14 protein-coding genes are annotated in these 18,040 nt (G+C 38.1%); 1 reads left to right on the forward strand and 13 read right to left on the reverse strand.

Going from position 1 to position 18,040, the window contains the following annotated elements:
* Positions 1-52: 52 nt before the first annotated feature.
* The 11 genes from JMN32_RS13055 to cdd all read right to left on the reverse strand — a co-directional run bounded on the left by JMN32_RS13055 (position 53) and on the right by cdd (position 14,554).
* Positions 53-487 (reverse strand): hypothetical protein, encoded by a 435-nt coding sequence (locus tag JMN32_RS13055; protein WP_202856767.1) that lies wholly within the window; start codon positions 485-487, stop codon positions 53-55.
* Between the two features lie 18 nt (positions 488-505).
* A complete protein-coding gene (locus JMN32_RS13060; RefSeq protein WP_202856768.1) occupies positions 506-1,408 on the reverse strand; it encodes a hypothetical protein in 903 nt (300 codons plus the stop codon).
* 79 nt (positions 1,409-1,487) lie between these two features.
* A complete protein-coding gene (locus JMN32_RS13065; protein WP_202856769.1) occupies positions 1,488-4,592 on the reverse strand; it encodes an ATP-binding cassette domain-containing protein in 3,105 nt (1,034 codons plus the stop codon).
* Between the two features lie 51 nt (positions 4,593-4,643).
* Entirely contained in the window at positions 4,644-5,006 is a 363-nt protein-coding gene (locus tag JMN32_RS13070; protein ID WP_202856770.1) for a DUF1987 domain-containing protein, read from the reverse strand.
* 37 nt (positions 5,007-5,043) lie between these two features.
* Positions 5,044-5,574: a SiaB family protein kinase gene (locus JMN32_RS13075; protein WP_202856771.1), complete on the reverse strand. Its 531-nt coding sequence runs from the start codon at positions 5,572-5,574 to the stop codon at positions 5,044-5,046.
* A 107-nt stretch (positions 5,575-5,681) separates the two neighbouring features.
* Complete coding sequence (locus JMN32_RS13080) at positions 5,682-9,221, reverse strand: PAS domain S-box protein (protein ID WP_202856772.1); 3,540 nt, start codon at positions 9,219-9,221, stop codon at positions 5,682-5,684.
* Positions 9,222-9,269: 48 nt separating this feature from the next.
* Positions 9,270-10,127 carry a GAF domain-containing protein gene (locus JMN32_RS13085; RefSeq protein ID WP_202856773.1) on the reverse strand — a complete coding sequence of 286 codons (858 nt, stop codon included), beginning with the start codon at positions 10,125-10,127 and terminating at the stop codon, positions 9,270-9,272.
* A gap of 6 nt (positions 10,128-10,133) precedes the next feature.
* Entirely contained in the window at positions 10,134-10,727 is a 594-nt protein-coding gene (locus tag JMN32_RS13090) for a chemotaxis protein CheB (protein ID WP_202856774.1), read from the reverse strand.
* Positions 10,728-10,742: 15 nt separating this feature from the next.
* Positions 10,743-11,561 (reverse strand): CheR family methyltransferase, encoded by an 819-nt coding sequence (locus tag JMN32_RS13095; RefSeq protein WP_202856775.1) that lies wholly within the window; start codon positions 11,559-11,561, stop codon positions 10,743-10,745.
* A 108-nt stretch (positions 11,562-11,669) separates the two neighbouring features.
* Positions 11,670-14,012 carry a GAF domain-containing protein gene (locus JMN32_RS13100; RefSeq protein WP_202856776.1) on the reverse strand — a complete coding sequence of 781 codons (2,343 nt, stop codon included), beginning with the start codon at positions 14,010-14,012 and terminating at the stop codon, positions 11,670-11,672.
* 56 nt (positions 14,013-14,068) lie between these two features.
* Positions 14,069-14,554 carry a cytidine deaminase gene (cdd, locus tag JMN32_RS13105; RefSeq protein ID WP_202856777.1) on the reverse strand — a complete coding sequence of 162 codons (486 nt, stop codon included), beginning with the start codon at positions 14,552-14,554 and terminating at the stop codon, positions 14,069-14,071.
* 211 nt (positions 14,555-14,765) lie between these two features.
* On the opposite strand from cdd, the gene JMN32_RS13110 reads away from it, so the two are divergent.
* Positions 14,766-16,100 carry a saccharopine dehydrogenase family protein gene (locus JMN32_RS13110; RefSeq protein ID WP_202856778.1) on the forward strand — a complete coding sequence of 445 codons (1,335 nt, stop codon included), beginning with the start codon at positions 14,766-14,768 and terminating at the stop codon, positions 16,098-16,100.
* Between the two features lie 35 nt (positions 16,101-16,135).
* On the opposite strand, the gene JMN32_RS13115 is transcribed toward JMN32_RS13110, so the two are convergent.
* Complete coding sequence (locus JMN32_RS13115; protein WP_202856779.1) at positions 16,136-16,654, reverse strand: hypothetical protein; 519 nt, start codon at positions 16,652-16,654, stop codon at positions 16,136-16,138.
* Between the two features lie 45 nt (positions 16,655-16,699).
* Positions 16,700-17,995, reverse strand: a complete 1,296-nt coding sequence (locus JMN32_RS13120; RefSeq protein WP_202856780.1) for a tetratricopeptide repeat protein — start codon at positions 17,993-17,995, stop codon at positions 16,700-16,702.
* Between the last annotated feature and the right edge of the window lie 45 nt (positions 17,996-18,040).

Consider the following 18,040-nt stretch of genomic DNA (forward strand, 5'->3'; position numbering starts at 1 on the left):
AAAAGCAGGTTCCTAAAAGAAACCTGCCCGTTTGAAATTAGTTTATAAATATTTATCTCTTGAATCCAAGTGCACTTCCTCCGCAAAATTTGGTGCTGTTGTCGAAGGTGTATTGGATATAATAAATACCAGTAGTGTTGCAAGGGTATGCAATAGCTGAAATGAATTGACCATTTAGCTTGCTGCTTGCTACTTGATTTCTGTTGCTGTCAAATAGTGATACAATGATGCCATCTGTACTTTCTCCGGTGGCACATACATTGATCATGTATTGAGTGCCTTTGGTAAATACGTAAGAGTATTCCACCTTGGTTTTAGAGCCTCCCTGACCATCAATCTTATAGCTTTTCAGGAAGTTGAAGCCTGAAGCTAGTTTAGGGATACAGGCATCTGTATATTGTTCCGGATTGCACTGGCCCTTTGCAGAACCACCCGATAACAGGAAAAATAGACCCACAACAAAAACTGAATAAATTGCCTTTTTCATATTACGCATGTTTTCCTCTTAACTGATTACTTTTTTTCTGATGGAGTTAATTACATCTTTAATGTTATTGACGTTATCTTGTGTGATTTGTATCTCACTTGAGCTATTGTCTTTAATCACCATTACTCCATCTACAATTTCAAATGTTGATTCTTTATATGTCTTAATTATTTTAATTGACTCGTACTGTTGCTGGAGTCTTTTCATGTCCCCCAAAAGTGATGCCATATTTTTATCTACCTCCTGATAAAAAGATAAAAGCAGCACTATGTTCTCTAAAATTATTTTTTGCTCGCCAATTTTTTCTTGCAACTCTTTGTTAGAAGGATCTTTTGCGGAGACCTGACAAGTAATGTGCATTGCCTCTAGCCAACCTCCAGTGAGTAATAGTACACTTAAATTGGCTCGGTTTTGCTCTTGTAGATAGTGGTTAATACTGTTGAAGTTTTGTGTTGTGATCAGTAATAGTGAATCAAGGTTTTTGCTGTTGGTAGCCAAACGGCCTATGGTTTCGATATCGAAGAACTGACCTATGCTCAAACCATCAGCAAGTTCCTTGATGGCTGTCATATAATCCAGACCATCCTGATTTTGCTCATAGATGTTAGTATAGCCAAGGTCTGTACCATATATACCTAAGTTTAATGCTTTGCGGTAATTACTGTTGTACTTTGATATATTATCAGGGGAGTTTAGCAGGTTTTTGTCATATTTCGTGCCTGATTCCCGTAGCAATACCGATATCTCTAATGGAGATGGGATTTGCTGAATGATGCTGCTGATTACTTCTTCTGAGATGGCAGGGCCTTCAATTTTCGCTGAATCCAAGCTCTCCAGAAACGCTTTTTCATCTGGTTTTTTACTTGAATCACAAGCAGATATTATTAAAATCAGCAATAAACTGAATGATAAAATCCTCATAGGTAAAACATTAAAAAGTGATAAACAAAATTATAAATTCCTTTATCTATTACAAACCATAACCTGTTTTTCGGATAAGTTATACTTCTCCCTTACGCCCAAATTTAATTTTGCCAAAAGCTGAGATACCTTTTTTGAGCAATTCAAAGTAGAGTGTAAAATAGAGAATTAATGTCATTATCCAAATTACTATAATATTAAAATAATATGTATCCACATAACTTCCTAATAAGTACTTCTTTGGCGCAAAAAAATGCGTTCTGTAATCCAGTAAGTGTTCAGGTTTATCAGGGTCATTGTATATAGGGTTGATTTGCTGTATCAATTTCCCCTGATATTCTATGATCCTGTCCTTTTCATTGATGTTCATTACAAGATCAGCCAGACTTTCATTGTGGTACTTGTTTTTGTACTCATTGAGGTTGTAGTCGTACTCTTTGTTATTCTCAAAGGAGTATACCATATTGTCTCGTATGGCAACAGTTTTGTTATAAACATCTTGGTAATGTGCTTTAAACTTACCAAAGTACTGCTCCAGTTGAGTAGCTTTTTCTTTGTTGAAATTGCCAATGGTCAGGTCATTAATAACATCAATATTTTCGAGCCCTTCTCTATAAGGTTCGTCGGATAGCTCCTGACTTATGATAGATAAATCTTTGCCAACAATAGCTTTTATTGAATCATTGTCACTTTCGAAGTGGTCAGCAGCGTAACTCAGCCGTTTTTTTAAGTCTTCTACGATATAGGATGACTTAAAGTCAGCATCTGCTTCTATCTTTTCCAATCCATAATACGGCTTTTCATATGAGTTATGCTTAAATTGTTCAACGGCTAAAGCCTCATATGCCCAACGTGAAGCCATAAAGTCGGCAACAATAGGTACTTTACCTTTTGTACTAATGATGTTATTTAGTTTGTCGAAACTAAATAAAAGTCCGCTTAGGATCATCTGTGGGATTAGCAACAGCGGTATCAGTACATATACGGTGACGGCAGAGTTGAATGCACTGGAAATGTTTAGTCCTAGAACATTAGCCATGCAGGAAACCGTAAACAGTACAAGCCAGTATGAAATTGTCATTTCCCTGATCTCAAGTATCAGATTGCCAATAAGTACGAATGTGAGGGTTTGTATTGCTGAAAGAAGGAACAGAATAAATAATTTGGACATTAAATAGCTGTTCCAGCTGAGGTTAAGAAATGACTCTCTTTTTAGTATTTTTCGATCCCGTATTATTTCTTCGGCACTTACCGTTAGTCCCATAAACAGGGCTACAATTATGCTCATAAGCATAAAAGCAGGTATATTCTCGTTGAATCTGAAAAGGTACTCATCTCCATATGGTGAGCTTTTATACCTTATGATAAATGCCAAGATAAACGCTAATAGGGGAGCTTCCAGTAAGTTAATAAGCAGATACTGCTTATTACTTATTTTACTTAGCATGTCACGGGTGGTGAATATTACCGCCTGCTTTATTTTATTTGGAATATCTAGAGAATGTGGAGGTTCTTCATTTACATCTTCAACTTTTTCAATACTGAAGTTTTTCTTGAAGCTTTCATTCCACTGCTGAGGGTTGATTTTCCTTTTATTCGTAAGCTGACCATATTCATCAACTACCTTAGCCTCAATAATATTAAAAATCTGTTCAGGGTTAACATTTCCGCACGTTTCGCACTGTCCCCTTTGACTATCAACTTGGTTGGTTGCCTTTTTGAAATATGTAATTGCTTCAACAGGGTTTCCATAGAATACAGGATACCCTCCGGTGTCCATCATATACATTTTGTCAAACATTTTATAAATGTCTGATGATGGCTGGTGGATAACCACAAATATTAGTTTTCCTTTTAGGGAAAGCTCTTTCAGAAGGTCAATAACATTTTCAGAATCTCGTGATGAAAGGCCGGATGTAGGCTCATCAACAAAGAGTATTGCTGGCTCTCGTATCAGTTCAAGTGCAATATTCAACCTTTTTCGTTGACCACCGCTAATAGTTTTGTCCAGAACACTACCTACTTTAAGGTCTTTGCGCTGGTCAAGTCCCAGGCTTTCAAGTACGTCAAGAACTCTTTTACTTAACTCTTCTTCAGAATATGTGGCAAAGCACAGCTTCGCATTGTAGTAGAGGTTTTCATATACTGTTAGTTCTTCTATCAGGAGGTCATCCTGCGAAACATACCCAATTACGCCATGTATACTTTCCTCTTCTTCATGGATATCGAATCCATTGATCTTAATACTTCCTTTTGAAGGTTTTTCGATACCTGCCAGCACATTGAGGAGGGTAGTTTTTCCAGCTCCACTGGCACCCATTATGCCGATGAGTTTACCTGGTCCCTCAGCTATTCTAACGTCTCTAAGGCCAAGGGCACCATTCGGAAAGCGAAACTCTTCAATTTCAGCATTGAATGAGAGTTTTGTAGTGTTAAATTCTTCGTTAAAAAGCGAAATTAGGTCGCTGTAGTATAATGCAGCCCCTTGTGGGGTTTTAATTGTACTTCCGTGGGAGAATAGGTAGACTCTGTTTTTAAGCATGATAAAACCGTTGAGTACGATTTCATCTTTGCCTAGATATTTGGTGAAATACATGTCAACACTCTTAACTCTTAGAAAGATGAGGTCGCCATGTATTTCAGATTGAAGGTGTTTAGCTTCACTATCACCGCCATTGTTTTCATTGCTATTAATGAGCAACAGATCGTTGAAGTTAAGCTCTTTTATATCTTGTTGAATAACAAAGCTTTCGATTAGCTTGTATTCATCTTTAACTATATTAAATACGGTACTAATTGTATCTATGATCTCCATTCTTTGAGGGGTGAAGTTCTGGTCAGAACCTACCAACTCAAGAATTTTGATGAGTACAACAACCTTTTGTTTTTGAGTAAGGGTTTTATTGATCTTCTTGCAAAGGCCGAGGGTTTTTACCGAATCTCTTACCGATGTAAGTTTACGCTTTTTTGTTGTTTTTTCTTCTCCGGAATCATCATCTTTAGAATCTTGGTTATATCCGGAAAATTTATCATAAAGCTCCAGGTATTCTTTAACAGAATCCTGATCTAACTCCTGCTTAAAGAAACTGATAACAAACTGTCTTTCTTTCTCAGTAACGCCACCATCTTGCTTAGTAATAATAGCAAATAACTGTGTCAGTGCTTTAAGTATTTCCTCACTCATAGGTTAGTTCCCTATACTTAATTATTAGTTTAAAAAATTAGGAACGGGATATTAATAAGTTTTGAATTCGAATGGAATTTCAACTAGTTCAGAAAATTCCTCTCCGGCTTCTTCCATATCCTCGTCATCTTCATGAAAGTACCATAGAATATTTACACCATCAATGTCTTCAAGAGCTGATAGAACATCTAATATTAGCTTTGAAGAAGCAGTGTTGAAGTATTCTAGTTTGAACATGAAGTCCGTATTTCCATTTGGGGCTTTAGAGTACTCTTCAATCCAGTCGAGAACTGGCTGATAAAATTCAGCAGAATCTTCAGGAAGAGATCTTCCGGAGATTTCAAAGATGCCATTTCCTTTATCCAGTATGATTTTCGGGGTATCTTCAGTGCCTTCTAAATTAAGTATTTCCATTTTATGTTAATTTAAAAAATAGTGATTCAGTATGATTTTAAACTCTAGCAATTGAGGATTTTAGGCAAAAGAACGAATCTCCGTCTTCCATGTCAAGAAACTCATATTCTAGTTTTCTTCCAGATTTTCTGGCCATATCTACGAAGCCAAGGCCAGCTCCTCCTTTATCAGAGATTTCAGTGTTCTTAATTATATCTTTATATAAGGTCTTTAAGCCGTCTTTGTCAAGGCTATTGATCTGATCTAGTTTGCTTTTTAACCCATCTACTTTATCACGTTTGATCGGGTTACCAGACACAATGATGTATTCGTTATCCTGCTTACCTATCATGAATACAGCAGAATGATTGTGTTCAACGTCATCAGCATGCTTAACTATGTTTTGAAGGCATTCTACCATTACGTTAAAAACCTTACGCTTAATACTGGACTCCTCACCAGATGAATCCATATTTCTTTCAGCCATGGCTAATACTGATTTTGTAATTTCCTGGGTAAATTCACCTTCATAAACCAAGATGAGGTTTTGCTCCAACATGGTTTGGTGTAAGTCGAAAATATACTTCATAAGTCGTTATATGTTTATTCTTATTGCCGATTAATTGTTTGTGTCATTTTTCAGTCAAGCCTGTGACCATAATTTCCCCCCAAAATAGTACTTTTAATCTATAAGTTCTAAAATTTTATACCGATTAATAGCACATCGTCCGTTTGCTTTTCATCCGCCTTCCAATCTTCCCACTCTCTGTCAAAGTCCTTAAAGGCCTCTTTCATTGGCTTGTGATGTATTTTGGTAACTAATTCTCTTAAACGTTTAGGGCCAAACTTTCTGTTGTTAGGACCTCCAAACTGATCAGGGAATCCGTCAGAGCAGAAGTAAATAGAATCCCCTTTGGAAAGCGTCATTTGATAATTGGTGAAATTAGTCTGGTTCTTATAAATACCGCCACCAATAGCAAACTTGTTGCCTTTGATTTCCTCAAGCTCTCCTTGTTTTACGACATAAAGTGGACGGTGTGCACCTGCATATTCTACTTTTTGTGAATCGGTATTTATTTTACAAAGTGCTATATCCATACCGTCTTTGGTTTTTGAGTCGTCCTGATCTTGTCTCAAAGTGGTTGTCACTCCTTCATCCAGTTGGTCAAGAATGATTCCCGGATCGGATATTTTTCTACTGCGAACAATATCATTTAATAGGAAGTAACCGATTAATGATAATAGAGCACCAGGTACACCATGACCGGTACAGTCAACGGCTGCCATATAAATATCATTGCCAACCTGCACATACCATGGGAAGTCTCCACTTACCACATCTTTTGGCTTATATAGAATAAAAGAATCTGGTAAGACTTTATTGATTACAGCGGTGTTGGGCAAAATTGCATTTTGAATACGTTTGGCATAGTTAATACTGTCAGCAATTTTCTTATTCTTGTTTTGTATCTCCATCTCGATCATTTTGCGATCTGTAATGTCGTGAGATACAACCAAAACAGACTCTAGATGATCGGCCTCATCATATTCAGGAATAGCGTTGACCTGCATCACACGATCCCCCATTTCAGAAGGGAAATCCATCTCTGTAGCAACCTTTGCGTTTGAAGCATTTACCTGTTCCACAATAGTAAGCCATGACTCCAGGATTTTTTCATTTAAGTCGGTTTCTCCTACTTTATGGTTGAGGTAATCGATAGGTGTTTTACCAGTGTATTCTTCAATAACAGGGTTGATGTATGAGATCGTTTCGTTTTCAAGCCTGGTTATAAGGTCAGGCGAGTTTTCAGAAAGAGCCTGCATTTTACTTCTCATCCTTTGCTCTTGCTCGGCTCGTCTTCTTTCTGTAATATCGGTAGAGTTAACGATGAGACCATGAATTGCCGGGTTCGACATGAAGTTGGTTCCCGTTGACTCCAACCAGATGTAATTACCTTCTTTAGTTAGATATTCGTACTGGATGGTTACCTGATCATCTGGGTTGGCCTTAAGCTCTTCAAACATATTTTTGAAAGCTTCAACAGCTTCAGGATGCACTTTATCAACATCGGCGGTACCCATCATTTCTTTTTGTGAGTAACCTAATATTGGTTCTACGGATGGACTTATGTACCTGATAGTTTCGTCTTCTTCGTAGATGGTGATTACCTCTGAAGCATTTTCAAGCAGTAACTGCATACGCTTTTGTGTGCGGTTTACTTCTTCGATTTGCTCTTCCAGTTTTACATTTGACTTTTGCAGCTCTTCCTGAGTTGCCTGCATTTCCTCCGCATTCTGTCTTAGGATCTCCTGCTTTTCCTGAAGCTCGGAACTCATGGCTTGAGATTCTTCAAGAAGTTTTCTGGTACGTTCGTTGACCTTAATGTTAAATACGGTTCTAGCCAGGATTAAGCTGAGCTCCTCTACAAACTTCACTTTTCCTTGATCAAACTTGCCAAAACCTGCAAATTCCAGAACACCGTATACTTTTTCATCTGTAATCAAAGGAACAATGAGTATGCAACCAGGCCTTTGATCACCCAGAATACCGGAAGTAATGGTTACATAATCCTCAGGTATCTCTGTACGTAATACAGTATCCTTTTCTGCAGCAGCTTGACCAACAAGTCCTTCTGCAAATTTGAAGCTGACTTCAAGGTGTTTTTTGCGGTTGTAGGCATAGCTTGACATCATGGTCAGAACCATTTCGTCAATTTCAGCTTCATCATTGATTACATAAAACGCGCCCTGTACTGCGCCAATTTTTTCTATAATATACTTGATAGTTTCGTCCCCCAACTGCTCCAGGTTATCATGAGCTCGAAGGATTTCTCCTATTTCTGCAACACCTGTTACAATCCAGTTTCTTTGTTTATCCCTTTTTTCTGCTTCAATTAGATTATCACGCATGTTAACTAAAGAAATACCCAAAGCATCTTCTTCACTGATAGGTTTGTAGTTTGCATCAAAGTTTCCTTCTCCAATCTGTTGGGCGAATTGTGCGGTGCCTTTTAAAGTTTGTACCAGATAATCCAGGCTAACGGCCATCATACCGATTTCATCATTTGATTTCTTTTCCACCTTTTCAGGGAGAACTCCATTGCCAACTAACTCCAGATTTTTCTTGAGATAGAGCAAAGGGTTTATAAGGTACCTTGAGAAAATCAGAGATAGCAAAGTAGCTAGTAGAACAATGATAAAGCCGATAATAAGGAAGTAGTAAAGTTGATTTTCTGATTCTGCAAATATTTCGCTGGTATTAATTTTTGCAACCAGCCCCCAATTGATGTTTGGTATATGCCTCCAGGCAGCTACCACTTCATTTTCTTTATGATCCGTTCTTACACCATGACCAGAGCCACCTCTTGTCGCTTCCTGTACTGCTCTGCCTCTCTCGGCACCATCTTTCAAAGCTCCTACAGAAGTTAATGTGTCATTTCGTGATGTATGAAGAAAGTTAATTCTTCCGGCAAGTGTATCTATTCTTGCCAGTAATACTGAGCCTGTATGCAAAAGTCCGGTGGTATCCTGAATAATGGAGTACACCTCACTCATGTCAATTTCTATAAATAGCAGTGACTTACCGCTGGTGTGGTTAACAGGGGCGCCTGCATACATGTAGTATTTGCCATTTTCTTCATTCTTGGTGATGTTACTGAAGTAGATCTTTTGAGCAGACTGGCCTAACATGTGTCCATCTGCATCTTCCAGGTTAGAGCCCTTGCCTAATTTAGGATTGGTAGAGTAAGAAATTACGCCATTGGGCTCTGTAATATAAAGGTTTTCATAACCGTGGCTCTGTTTAACTTCATTAAGGAAGCCACTGACATCGTGATCGACTTTGGGTTCAGGTTCGAGAACTTCACCCGTATCAAAGCCTCCTGTATCGTCCATACCCATGCCAAAACCCATAGGATCTTCTTCAAATCCAATATCTGTAGCTGCCGAATCTGAATCAAAGGTAGGTTCCGGAGGAGCATTGAAAGAAGGTGAGGCTCCTTCTTTAATCGTTTTGGTCTCTTGTAGAAGTTTTAAGTTTGCTATAACATGGTCAAAATAAGCACCTATTTTGTCTGCACGGTTCTCGGCTATTACGCTTAAGCTTTTTTCATATCGTGCTACAATGGTATCTGTTGTGAGCTTGTATGATAATAAACTAATAGCAGCAACAGCCAAAATGACTACTGTGGCTACAAGCGCCGTTATCTTTGTACTGATCTTTAGATTTTTGAACATAAATTTTCAATATGTTTTTACGCCTCAATTTTTTCTTTTAGGGATACCTTATTCTCCCCCTTTTTTATTCAAATCACCCTCTTTAACCTCTTTGGTATCAGCGGTCTTTTTCGTGGTTTTAGCTGTACCAAACAGTTTCTGTGTCAATTGTTTGAAGGCTGCAGCCACCATTTCCGCATCAGCTTTTCCCAGATTGGTAAAGGAAGCAATTTCTACCACGCCATATAGTGAGTCCCCGTTTTTCACAGGAACAACCAATAAATGGGTTGGTGTAGCGCTGCCCAAGCCGGAAACTATTTTTACATAGCCTTCTGGGATATCATCAATAATAAGTGTTTTTTCTTCAAGTGCTACCTGTCCCACAAGCCCTTCTCCATATTCGAATTTAATCGTTTCAGACTCTCCAAGAATCAGGGCATATGATGCTTGCATTTCAACTATTCGCTTATCACCTTCTTTAGAGGTGGTGTAAAAAGCACCAATTCCAGCGTCTAAATGCTTGCACAAATGTGTTAATATCTCTTTTGCCAGCTTATCTTTATCTGATTCACTGGCAATTATATCTTTTACAGCACTGATGTCAAGAGTATGACTGTTTATGTTCTCCTCATCTTCTTTGCTTGATTGCTCGCTTGCTGATTTCTTCTTTTCAACATAGATAACTTCTGAGCTTTTCTTGTTGAGAGAGGTTGCCAGTGCAGCCATGCCTACAATCATGGTTATACCAACAACTACATATAGTTTCACGAATACGAAGCCTGTAGCTTTGAGGTCTCCTGCACTTAATACCTGACTACCATAGACCAGATCGTCAGGTAATTGGAATAGCTCATACGCTGTGAAAATCATACATGCTGAATATATAGCAATCAGAACAATGCTTAATTTTCTATATTCGAACTTCATCCTAATCTATTTATATTGTTTGTTTAATTCAGTAAAAAATTCTACTATTTCATCCACCTTCAATACATAATCAATGGCGGTGGCATTAATAGCAGCATTAGGCATTGTGTCTATCATGCATTCTTTAGGATCCTGAACAATGGTAAGGCCTCCTCTATCTTTGATATATTTCATGCCTAAGCCTCCATCACGATTAGCACCAGATAGTAAGATGCCGATCAGCTTATCTCTATAAACATATGCGGCAGTGCCCAAAGTTAGGTCTATTGCTGGTCTGGAATTATTGATCATTTCTTCAGTAGAAAGACTAAAATAATGACCAAGCTCAACACACAAATGATAATTGGCAGGTGCGAGATAGACCTTGCCTTTTTTTATACCCTCTTTATCATACGGCTCAGTTACTTCCATTATACTTTTGATCGACAATGCTTCTACAAAACCATTTCTCACATGTTTGAGTCGATGCAAACACATGATAATAGGCAAAGGAAAGTCTGGAGGTAAATGCGAAAGTATCTTTACAATTCCCTGAAAACTCCCCGCCGATCCGCCAATTACTACGGCTTTATATTTGTTATTTAATGTAAAACGGCTCATTCCCATTCAGCTACCTCAGTCCTTAATTTTCTTATATACCTTTTCCTCGTTATTGACTACAATGAATTTACTGGCAATATCACACCAGATAAGTGATTCCTTGGAGCCAATCGCCAGGTACCCATATTTGAATAAGCTTTCATGGAATTTCTTTAGAACCTCATTTTGTAATGTCTGATTAAAATAGATCATGACATTGCGGCATAAAACAAGGTCAAATTTGTTGAAAACCTCACCCTTAACGAGGTCATGTTTTCTATAAGATACATTTTCAACCAATGTTTTGTCCATCACAGCTTTTCCATTGGACTCCTTATAATACTTGCTTAGAGAAGAAGTACCTTGAAAGCGTATATAGTTCTTCTCATTAAGCTCCATGTTTTTCAGGTTGTATACACCTGCTTTTGCATTATCGAGTATGTTGGAGTCTAGGTCCGTTGCTATTAGCGATACATTGTCCAAGATGCCCATTTCACGTAGCATAATGGCCATTGAAAAGACTTCCTCACCAGATGAGCAGCCAGCATGCCATATCCTAATCTTTTGATGGTTAAGCATAATAGCTGGAATAATGTCATCTCTTAAAACTCTCCAGAAGGGAGGGTCACGGAACATTTCAGTTACATTAACTGTAATTTCATTTAAGAAGTCTTCCATAAATGCAGGATCATATAACTTCTTAATCAGTTCGTCAACATTGAGATTGTGGAGCTCGAGTATTCGAAGGATCCGCCTCTTAAATGATGACATGGCATAATTGGTAAAGTCATAGTTGTACTTGGTCTTCACCAACTCTGTTATTCTTTTTAAATCTGCAATGTCGATTTCCTTCATTATCTATATGCCAGCTATTCTATGAAAATGTAAATTGTGTAATTTAATAATTTTATCTTATAAAACTTAAAAACTATCAGGTCTAAAACTTTTCTGCGAAAAAAATATTTATATCCATATGATAAAGTTTTGGTTAAGCGCTGCATCGTGATAAACCTCAGCCTTAACATTTATTTTATCAGGTTTAGCTTTAAAAGTAATTTCCTTTTTGGAAATAGTTTCTTCAGTCAACAAATCTTCATCAACCAATTGGTTAATGCTCTGGCCTGTAATATCTGAGTCTGCAATATCGAGGACCTGCTGAGCAGAACGATTTATATGGGTGACAGTGCCTTCATTGTTGAAGATAACAATTTTAACCACATTATCCAGCAAGTTTAGAGTAGCTTCTGATGACTTTAGCTTTTGGTTGAGTTGTTCTTGGGTAATTTCTAATTCTTCGAGATTTTGTCTTAGTTCCTCTTCTACCTCTTTCATTTGTTCCCACTCAGCACTGTCTGTTTTTTCCGATTCCTGGGATTCAACGGATAAAATAAGCTCTATTACTTTATAGTATTCGCCATGATTGTTTTTCACAGGAGTATAGGTAGTATTTACCAAAACTTCTTCACCATTTTTCTTTCGCTTGGTGTAGTTTCCTGAGTGACTTATTCCATTATGCAGGTCTCTCCAAAGATCGGAAGTATCGCCAGAACTGATGGTGTGAAAAGAGATACCCTGAATGTTATCAAGCAGTTCATAGCCGAGTAGCTTAACATAATTATTATTTGCAGTTAAGAGTACCCCATCCATATTGTACTCAGCAGAAGAGAGGCTGTTGTTGATAGCTGTGAGCTGTGCTGTCATTTCTACTTCTTTCCTCGACATTTCTTCTTGTGTTGCTGAGAGCTCTTCCATGTTTTGGCGCATTTCCTCTTCCTGCGCCTGCATTTGCTCAGTTAGTGCCTGAGATTCTTCTAACAGAGTTTTGGTTTGCTGGTTGTTTTTCGTCCCGGCTATTGTAGAAGCAATGCTTTCTGCCAGCTTCTCAACAAACTCTATCTGGTAGTCTTTATATTCATTAAATGAGGCAAGCTCGATTACTCCATATATATCCTCATTGACCATTAATGGAACCAGAAGGATGGCTTTTGGGTTGGCACCACCCAAGCCTGAAGTTATGGCTATGTAGTCATGAGGTATTTCAAGTAGATAGGTAGTTTGCCTCTCCAGGTAAGTTTGCCCTACCAGACCTTCCCCAGCTCTATATGAGCGTTTATCATATTTTTTTGTATTAAAGGCATACAAGGATATGAGTTCCAGTATTTTGTTTTCTTCATCCTGATCATTTACAATAAAAATCCCTCCCTGGTTTGATTTGGTATAGGTTACCAGATTAGAGATAATAATATCACTCAATGCGTGTACATCATCATTGGAGGAACGTAAAATATCTACGAATTTAGCTAAACCCTCTGTTGACCATTTTCTTTCACGTTCTTCCTCCTCTACACGTTTCATTTGATCACGCATGGTAAGTAACGCTCCTTCAAGGCCTCTGTTTCTTAGGTCTTCACCTTCAGTACCTTTAAACTCGACGTCCAACTTGCCATTTTCAATAGCGTTTACAAAAGCAGTTGCATTCTGAAGGTTTTCGCTAATCTTATTAATTGATTTGGCCACTTTCCCTATTTCATTGTTGAGGGTATAGGAAGATCTTTTTGAAAGATCCCCATTGCTAACGTGAGATGCTATTAAATGAAGATCTTTCATCGGGACATTGATTTTTTTTCGGGTCCAGATCAATATACTAATAATAGCACCAATAAATACAAGCAGGAAAATAAGCGAAGTATAGGTAAGTGTGTTGCTTTGTGAGTCAAATGCTCTTGTTTTGGCAGATAAAACTCTTCTCGATGCTTTGGATAGCTCGGAGGAGTAGCTTTGTAAATAGTTGTTTGCTCTTTCCAGATTTGGGTTTCGAATATTCAAAACTTTCTGGGTTGTCTCTGTAGTAATTGTATTTAGAGAGTCGTATAAAGGTACTTCTTTAGACTCTTGTACTACTGTATCAATTGTCAACGGCTCGAACAACAGCTTGTCTATGTGCTTTTTTGATTTTAACCACTGCTTGGTGAGGTTGGCGTACATTCCACCATTTACCTTAAGCGTGTCATTCTCTTCCTGGTGCTCTGAATCCAGTGCCAGTAAAATCTCCTCGAAACGTTTTGCTGTTGTTTCAAGATTACCCCGTGCTCTGGTGTTCCCGTCAGCGAAGAGCTGAGCATTTGTCGCAATTTGCGGAGGGAGACTATGAAGTTCCTTGGCTGCTTCGATTTCTTTAGCAGCATTTGTGATTCTATTCTGAAGATAGGAAATCACAAAAAAGTTAATAATGGCCAGAATCACTAAGCCTAAAAATATCGCTATGGACTGACTTCGAAGTGATAAGTTTTGTAAGTTCAAATTCATTCAGAAATATGTTTTGAAGAGAACCGACTAATTTACAATTTCTTTATTAAAATCAATTATAATGCATCCTTATTAAAGCAAAAAGGTAAAAGCACTTCTGTTGAAAGTGTTTTAACCCATTTGTTCTCTGCTATTTGCATAATAACTTCTATGGGGGTGTTTTGCTTGATCTCATATTCAAGCATTACTTGTCTGCAACTGCCACAAGGGGTTACTGGTACAAAAAAGGAACTGTCTTTTTTTTGCGCAGTAACAGCAATTTTTTTGACTTTTAATGTACCATATTCAGCCCCCGCATGAAACAATGCTACTCTTTCTGCACATAAACCTGCAGGGTAAGACGAATTTTCCTGATTAGAACCTGAAACTATTTTGTCATTCTCGAGTAGTAGTGCTGCTCCAACCTGAAACCCTGAGTAAGGAGAATATGCCGTTTTACAGGCATTTCGAGCACTTTCGATAAGCTTTAGGTCTTCTTCTTCCAGTTCCGACTCATCGTTATATATGGCGTAATTTAATTCTGTATATTGGTTTGTTAGCATAATATCTTATCTAGCTATGCAATATAATACCTACCATCTAGTAGAAAAATTTTTATGCATAAGAATTGATAATAACCTTATGATTTCATTTACTTTGAACACCTAAATTGAAGTAGGGTGGGGGAATTTGTTTGACTTTTAAGTCTCTTTTAAGTATTTGGTAAAGAGGCAAGGTTGAGGCTTTCACCTGTCAAATATTAAAATTAAACTAATGAAAAATGTTTTGGTGCTTGGCGCTGGTCGGTCGGCTTCGTCACTTATAGATTATTTATTGCTACATGCGAAAAGTAACGACTGGCATGTTCGTGTAGGAGACTACAGCCTGGGGCTCGCTCAGGAGAAATGTACAGAAAGTAAAAATAGCAGTGCTTTTCAGTTTGATATTCTTAATGAAGCACAGCGTGTTGAGGAGATTGGCAAGGCAGATATAGTTATCTCCATGCTCCCTGCTAAGTTTCATCCGGTGGTTGCGAAAATATGTACTGATAAAGGTATTAACATGGTCACGGCCTCCTATGTGTCTGATGAGATGAAGGCTCTGGATAAGGCGGCCGAGGAGAAGGACATAATAATACTTAATGAGTGTGGGTTAGACCCGGGCATTGACCATATGTCTGCCATGAAGGTGATAGATCATATAAGGAATGCAGGGCATGAGCTTACCGCATTCGAATCTTTTACGGGAGGTTTGTTGGCGCCCAGTACGGATGATGATAATCCGTGGGAGTATAAATTTACCTGGAACCCAAGAAATGTAGTGTTGGCAGGTCAAGGGATAGTGAAATTTATACAAGAAGGGAATTATAAGTATATTCCATACCATAGGCTGTTTAAACGAACGGAGCAGGTACACATACCAGGTTATGGATATTTTGAGGGGTATGCAAACCGTGATTCATTAAAATACCTGGATGTTTATGGTTTAGATGGTGTGAAAACCATTTACAGAGGCACTTTTAGGAAACCAGGGTTTTGCCGTACCTGGGATGTTTTCGTTCAACTGGGAGCTACTGATGATACCTATGAAATGGAAGGGGTAGGAGAAATGACTCACAGGCAATTTATTAACTCCTTCTTATCCTATAATCCTTATGATACCGTAGAGTTGAAGCTGGCTCATTATATGAGCTTTGAACTTGATGGTCCCGAAATGCACAGGTTAAAATGGTCGGGGGTATTTGATGATGTTAAGGTAGGACTTGATAAGGGAACACCAGCTCAAATACTGGAACACATTTTGAAGAAAAAATGGACCCTTAAACCAGAAGATAAGGATATGATTGTGATGTGGCACAAGTTTGAATATCTGGAAGATGGTAAACAACGCGAAATACATAGTACATTAGTTGCTGTTGGAGATGATATGAAGAACACAGCTATGTCAAAAACTGTAGGTCTACCTGTTGGAATAGCTGCTAAACTAATCCTTGAAGGGAAAATAAAGTCGAAAGGAGTAAAAATTCCGATTGAGAAGGAAGTTTATACTCCAATTTTAAAAGAGTTATCAGAGCAGGGATTTGAACTCTCGGAAAAACAGGTCAAGTAATTGTAATTGATAAGAATAAATGTCATATAAAGGCTTCAACCGTATTGTTGAAGCCTTTTTAGTACCTTGTTCCCTCGGCTAATAAACCCTGCTGATCCATATGGCATTTGATCTTCAATGACTATCTGTAGCTCATTTTTAAGGTCGGGTTCTTTCTGGCAGATATTGGCAAGCACCGTCATGGCAAATACTTTTATAGCCACAGGTTCATCTCCAGAGGTCAGTATTTCAAAACCAATGTCTACCATATCTCCATGAAGACTGGGGGGAAGCTCTATGTTTTGCAAAACCCTTAATGAGTTTCTTTTTACCGCATCGTGTATATCATTTCTCAGGTTTAATACCAGTTGCCTTAAATATGGACGTATCAACTGAGGAGAGTTATCAACGCAAATACTCATAACCTGCGCGGCACGTTGGGTGATACGGTATTCATCACCTAAAAAGAGTTTCATAAGTACGTCAAAACGAGTTGCATCATTGGCAATATACTGAGCAATTCTAATGGCATTTGGCTTAGAATGTTCTTTTAATAATTCTTCTCTTATATTCACTTATTCTAAGGTGTTAATAATAAAGAATCAGCAATATTTATTTTGTTATTCTTTTCTCCTTCTTATCGTGGTAGACCGGTTGATCCAGCAGGTTACTTGTATTGACTGTCCCTCTTCGCGGTTTTCGGTAAAAATATCACTGATTGTTGGAAATTGAGCCAGAGCACTGTTCATGGCTTCTTGGTCTCCTGCCTTTTGATACATGTCGTAGGCAAGCCAATATACGGCGCGGTCGCTTACCCAGCTTTCTTCCTTTTTGCAGTCATTGAAACTGTTGTAATACAGGTCGCCGATAAATTTATATGCTTTTTTAAAGTTTGCATCTGTCTCTATAGCTTTTTCGGCGTACCTTCTGGCTTCAGCCTTGTTATTCATTTTGTTTTGTTGCACGGCTATGTCAAAATGTACTTGAGCCTTTTTTGAAGGTGTATCGGTAGCCTCCATAGCACGATTAAAATACTGCATGGACTCATCTATTTTTCCTTTCTCTGCAGCTTTGATAGCCAGAAACCTTAAGAGTGCATAATCCGGGTTGTCTATCATGAGTATTTTTGCGGCTTCTTCAAAATAGGGCTCATTAGTGCATCCTTGAGACAGTGACAAAGAGATAACCCTAGGTGCCATGTTTGGATCTTTCTGCATTCGAGGAACCAGATCGTTCTTGATTACACTACAGTCAATATTGATGATTTCCAGTAAGATTTTTGTGGCCACAGCCCTGATCTTTTCATAGGCCTCGCTTTCTTCTTCTTGTTCTTTATAATCAATGGCATCGATTACCCGATAATAGCGGTTGAGAACTTCATCCTTATTGAGGGGTTTGATTTTGTGATACTTGCGGGTTACATCCATATAGGTCGCTAGATTGTTCGTGCCTACATTTTTGTTATTCAACTCATAAGTGCGCTCAAAAACATTGAATAGGTACACGGTCTTGTCTTCCCTGTTTCGATAGTACTTGTATGCAGCAGAAGCTTTTCTGTCAATAAGATCTTTCTCATTATTAAAGTACTTTATGCGAAGGTCATATAATAATAAGACGGAATCCTGATATCCCTGGGCTTTGGGGTTGCTGTCGTCATCAGCTAATTCCTGATATAGCTTAATGCCATTAATGTATATGCTTTCATGGATATCTGGTGTGTTGGTTAACAACCATGCGAGATGCTTTCGCGCTTCTTTAATCTTTTTAAACTTATAGCTATCCGAGAACATAGCATGTTCATTTTGTGCTTTTTTACTTAGGGCGTCATCTTCTGGTAAGTTCAGTTGAGCGGCAGCTATTTTGTTGATGCCTGCTATGAGTAGACAAGTCAACAAGGTTTGTGTGAAAAGTTTCATGATATAGGTGGTTTACAGGACACTATGACATCAAAATAGCATTTT

Source organism: Fulvivirga marina, from assembly GCF_016775155.1.
GTDB lineage: Bacteria > Bacteroidota > Bacteroidia > Cytophagales > Cyclobacteriaceae > Fulvivirga > Fulvivirga marina.

Coding starts and splice junctions, on each gene's coding strand:
- JMN32_RS13080 (WP_202856772.1), bottom strand. CDS start 9,221: ATGTTCAAAAATCTAAAGATCAGTACAAAGATAACGGCGCTTGTAGCC.
- JMN32_RS13060 (WP_202856768.1), bottom strand. CDS start 1,408: ATGAGGATTTTATCATTCAGTTTATTGCTGATTTTAATAATATCTGCT.
- JMN32_RS13085 (WP_202856773.1), bottom strand. CDS start 10,127: ATGAAGTTCGAATATAGAAAATTAAGCATTGTTCTGATTGCTATATAT.
- JMN32_RS13075 (WP_202856771.1), bottom strand. CDS start 5,574: ATGAAGTATATTTTCGACTTACACCAAACCATGTTGGAGCAAAACCTC.
- JMN32_RS13090 (WP_202856774.1), bottom strand. CDS start 10,727: ATGAGCCGTTTTACATTAAATAACAAATATAAAGCCGTAGTAATTGGC.
- JMN32_RS13110 (WP_202856778.1), top strand. CDS start 14,766: ATGAAAAATGTTTTGGTGCTTGGCGCTGGTCGGTCGGCTTCGTCACTT.
- cdd (WP_202856777.1), bottom strand. CDS start 14,554: ATGCTAACAAACCAATATACAGAATTAAATTACGCCATATATAACGAT.
- JMN32_RS13065 (WP_202856769.1), bottom strand. CDS start 4,592: ATGAGTGAGGAAATACTTAAAGCACTGACACAGTTATTTGCTATTATT.
- JMN32_RS13095 (WP_202856775.1), bottom strand. CDS start 11,561: ATGAAGGAAATCGACATTGCAGATTTAAAAAGAATAACAGAGTTGGTG.
- JMN32_RS13100 (WP_202856776.1), bottom strand. CDS start 14,012: ATGAATTTGAACTTACAAAACTTATCACTTCGAAGTCAGTCCATAGCG.
- JMN32_RS13070 (WP_202856770.1), bottom strand. CDS start 5,006: ATGGAAATACTTAATTTAGAAGGCACTGAAGATACCCCGAAAATCATA.
- JMN32_RS13120 (WP_202856780.1), bottom strand. CDS start 17,995: ATGAAACTTTTCACACAAACCTTGTTGACTTGTCTACTCATAGCAGGC.
- JMN32_RS13055 (WP_202856767.1), bottom strand. CDS start 487: ATGAAAAAGGCAATTTATTCAGTTTTTGTTGTGGGTCTATTTTTCCTG.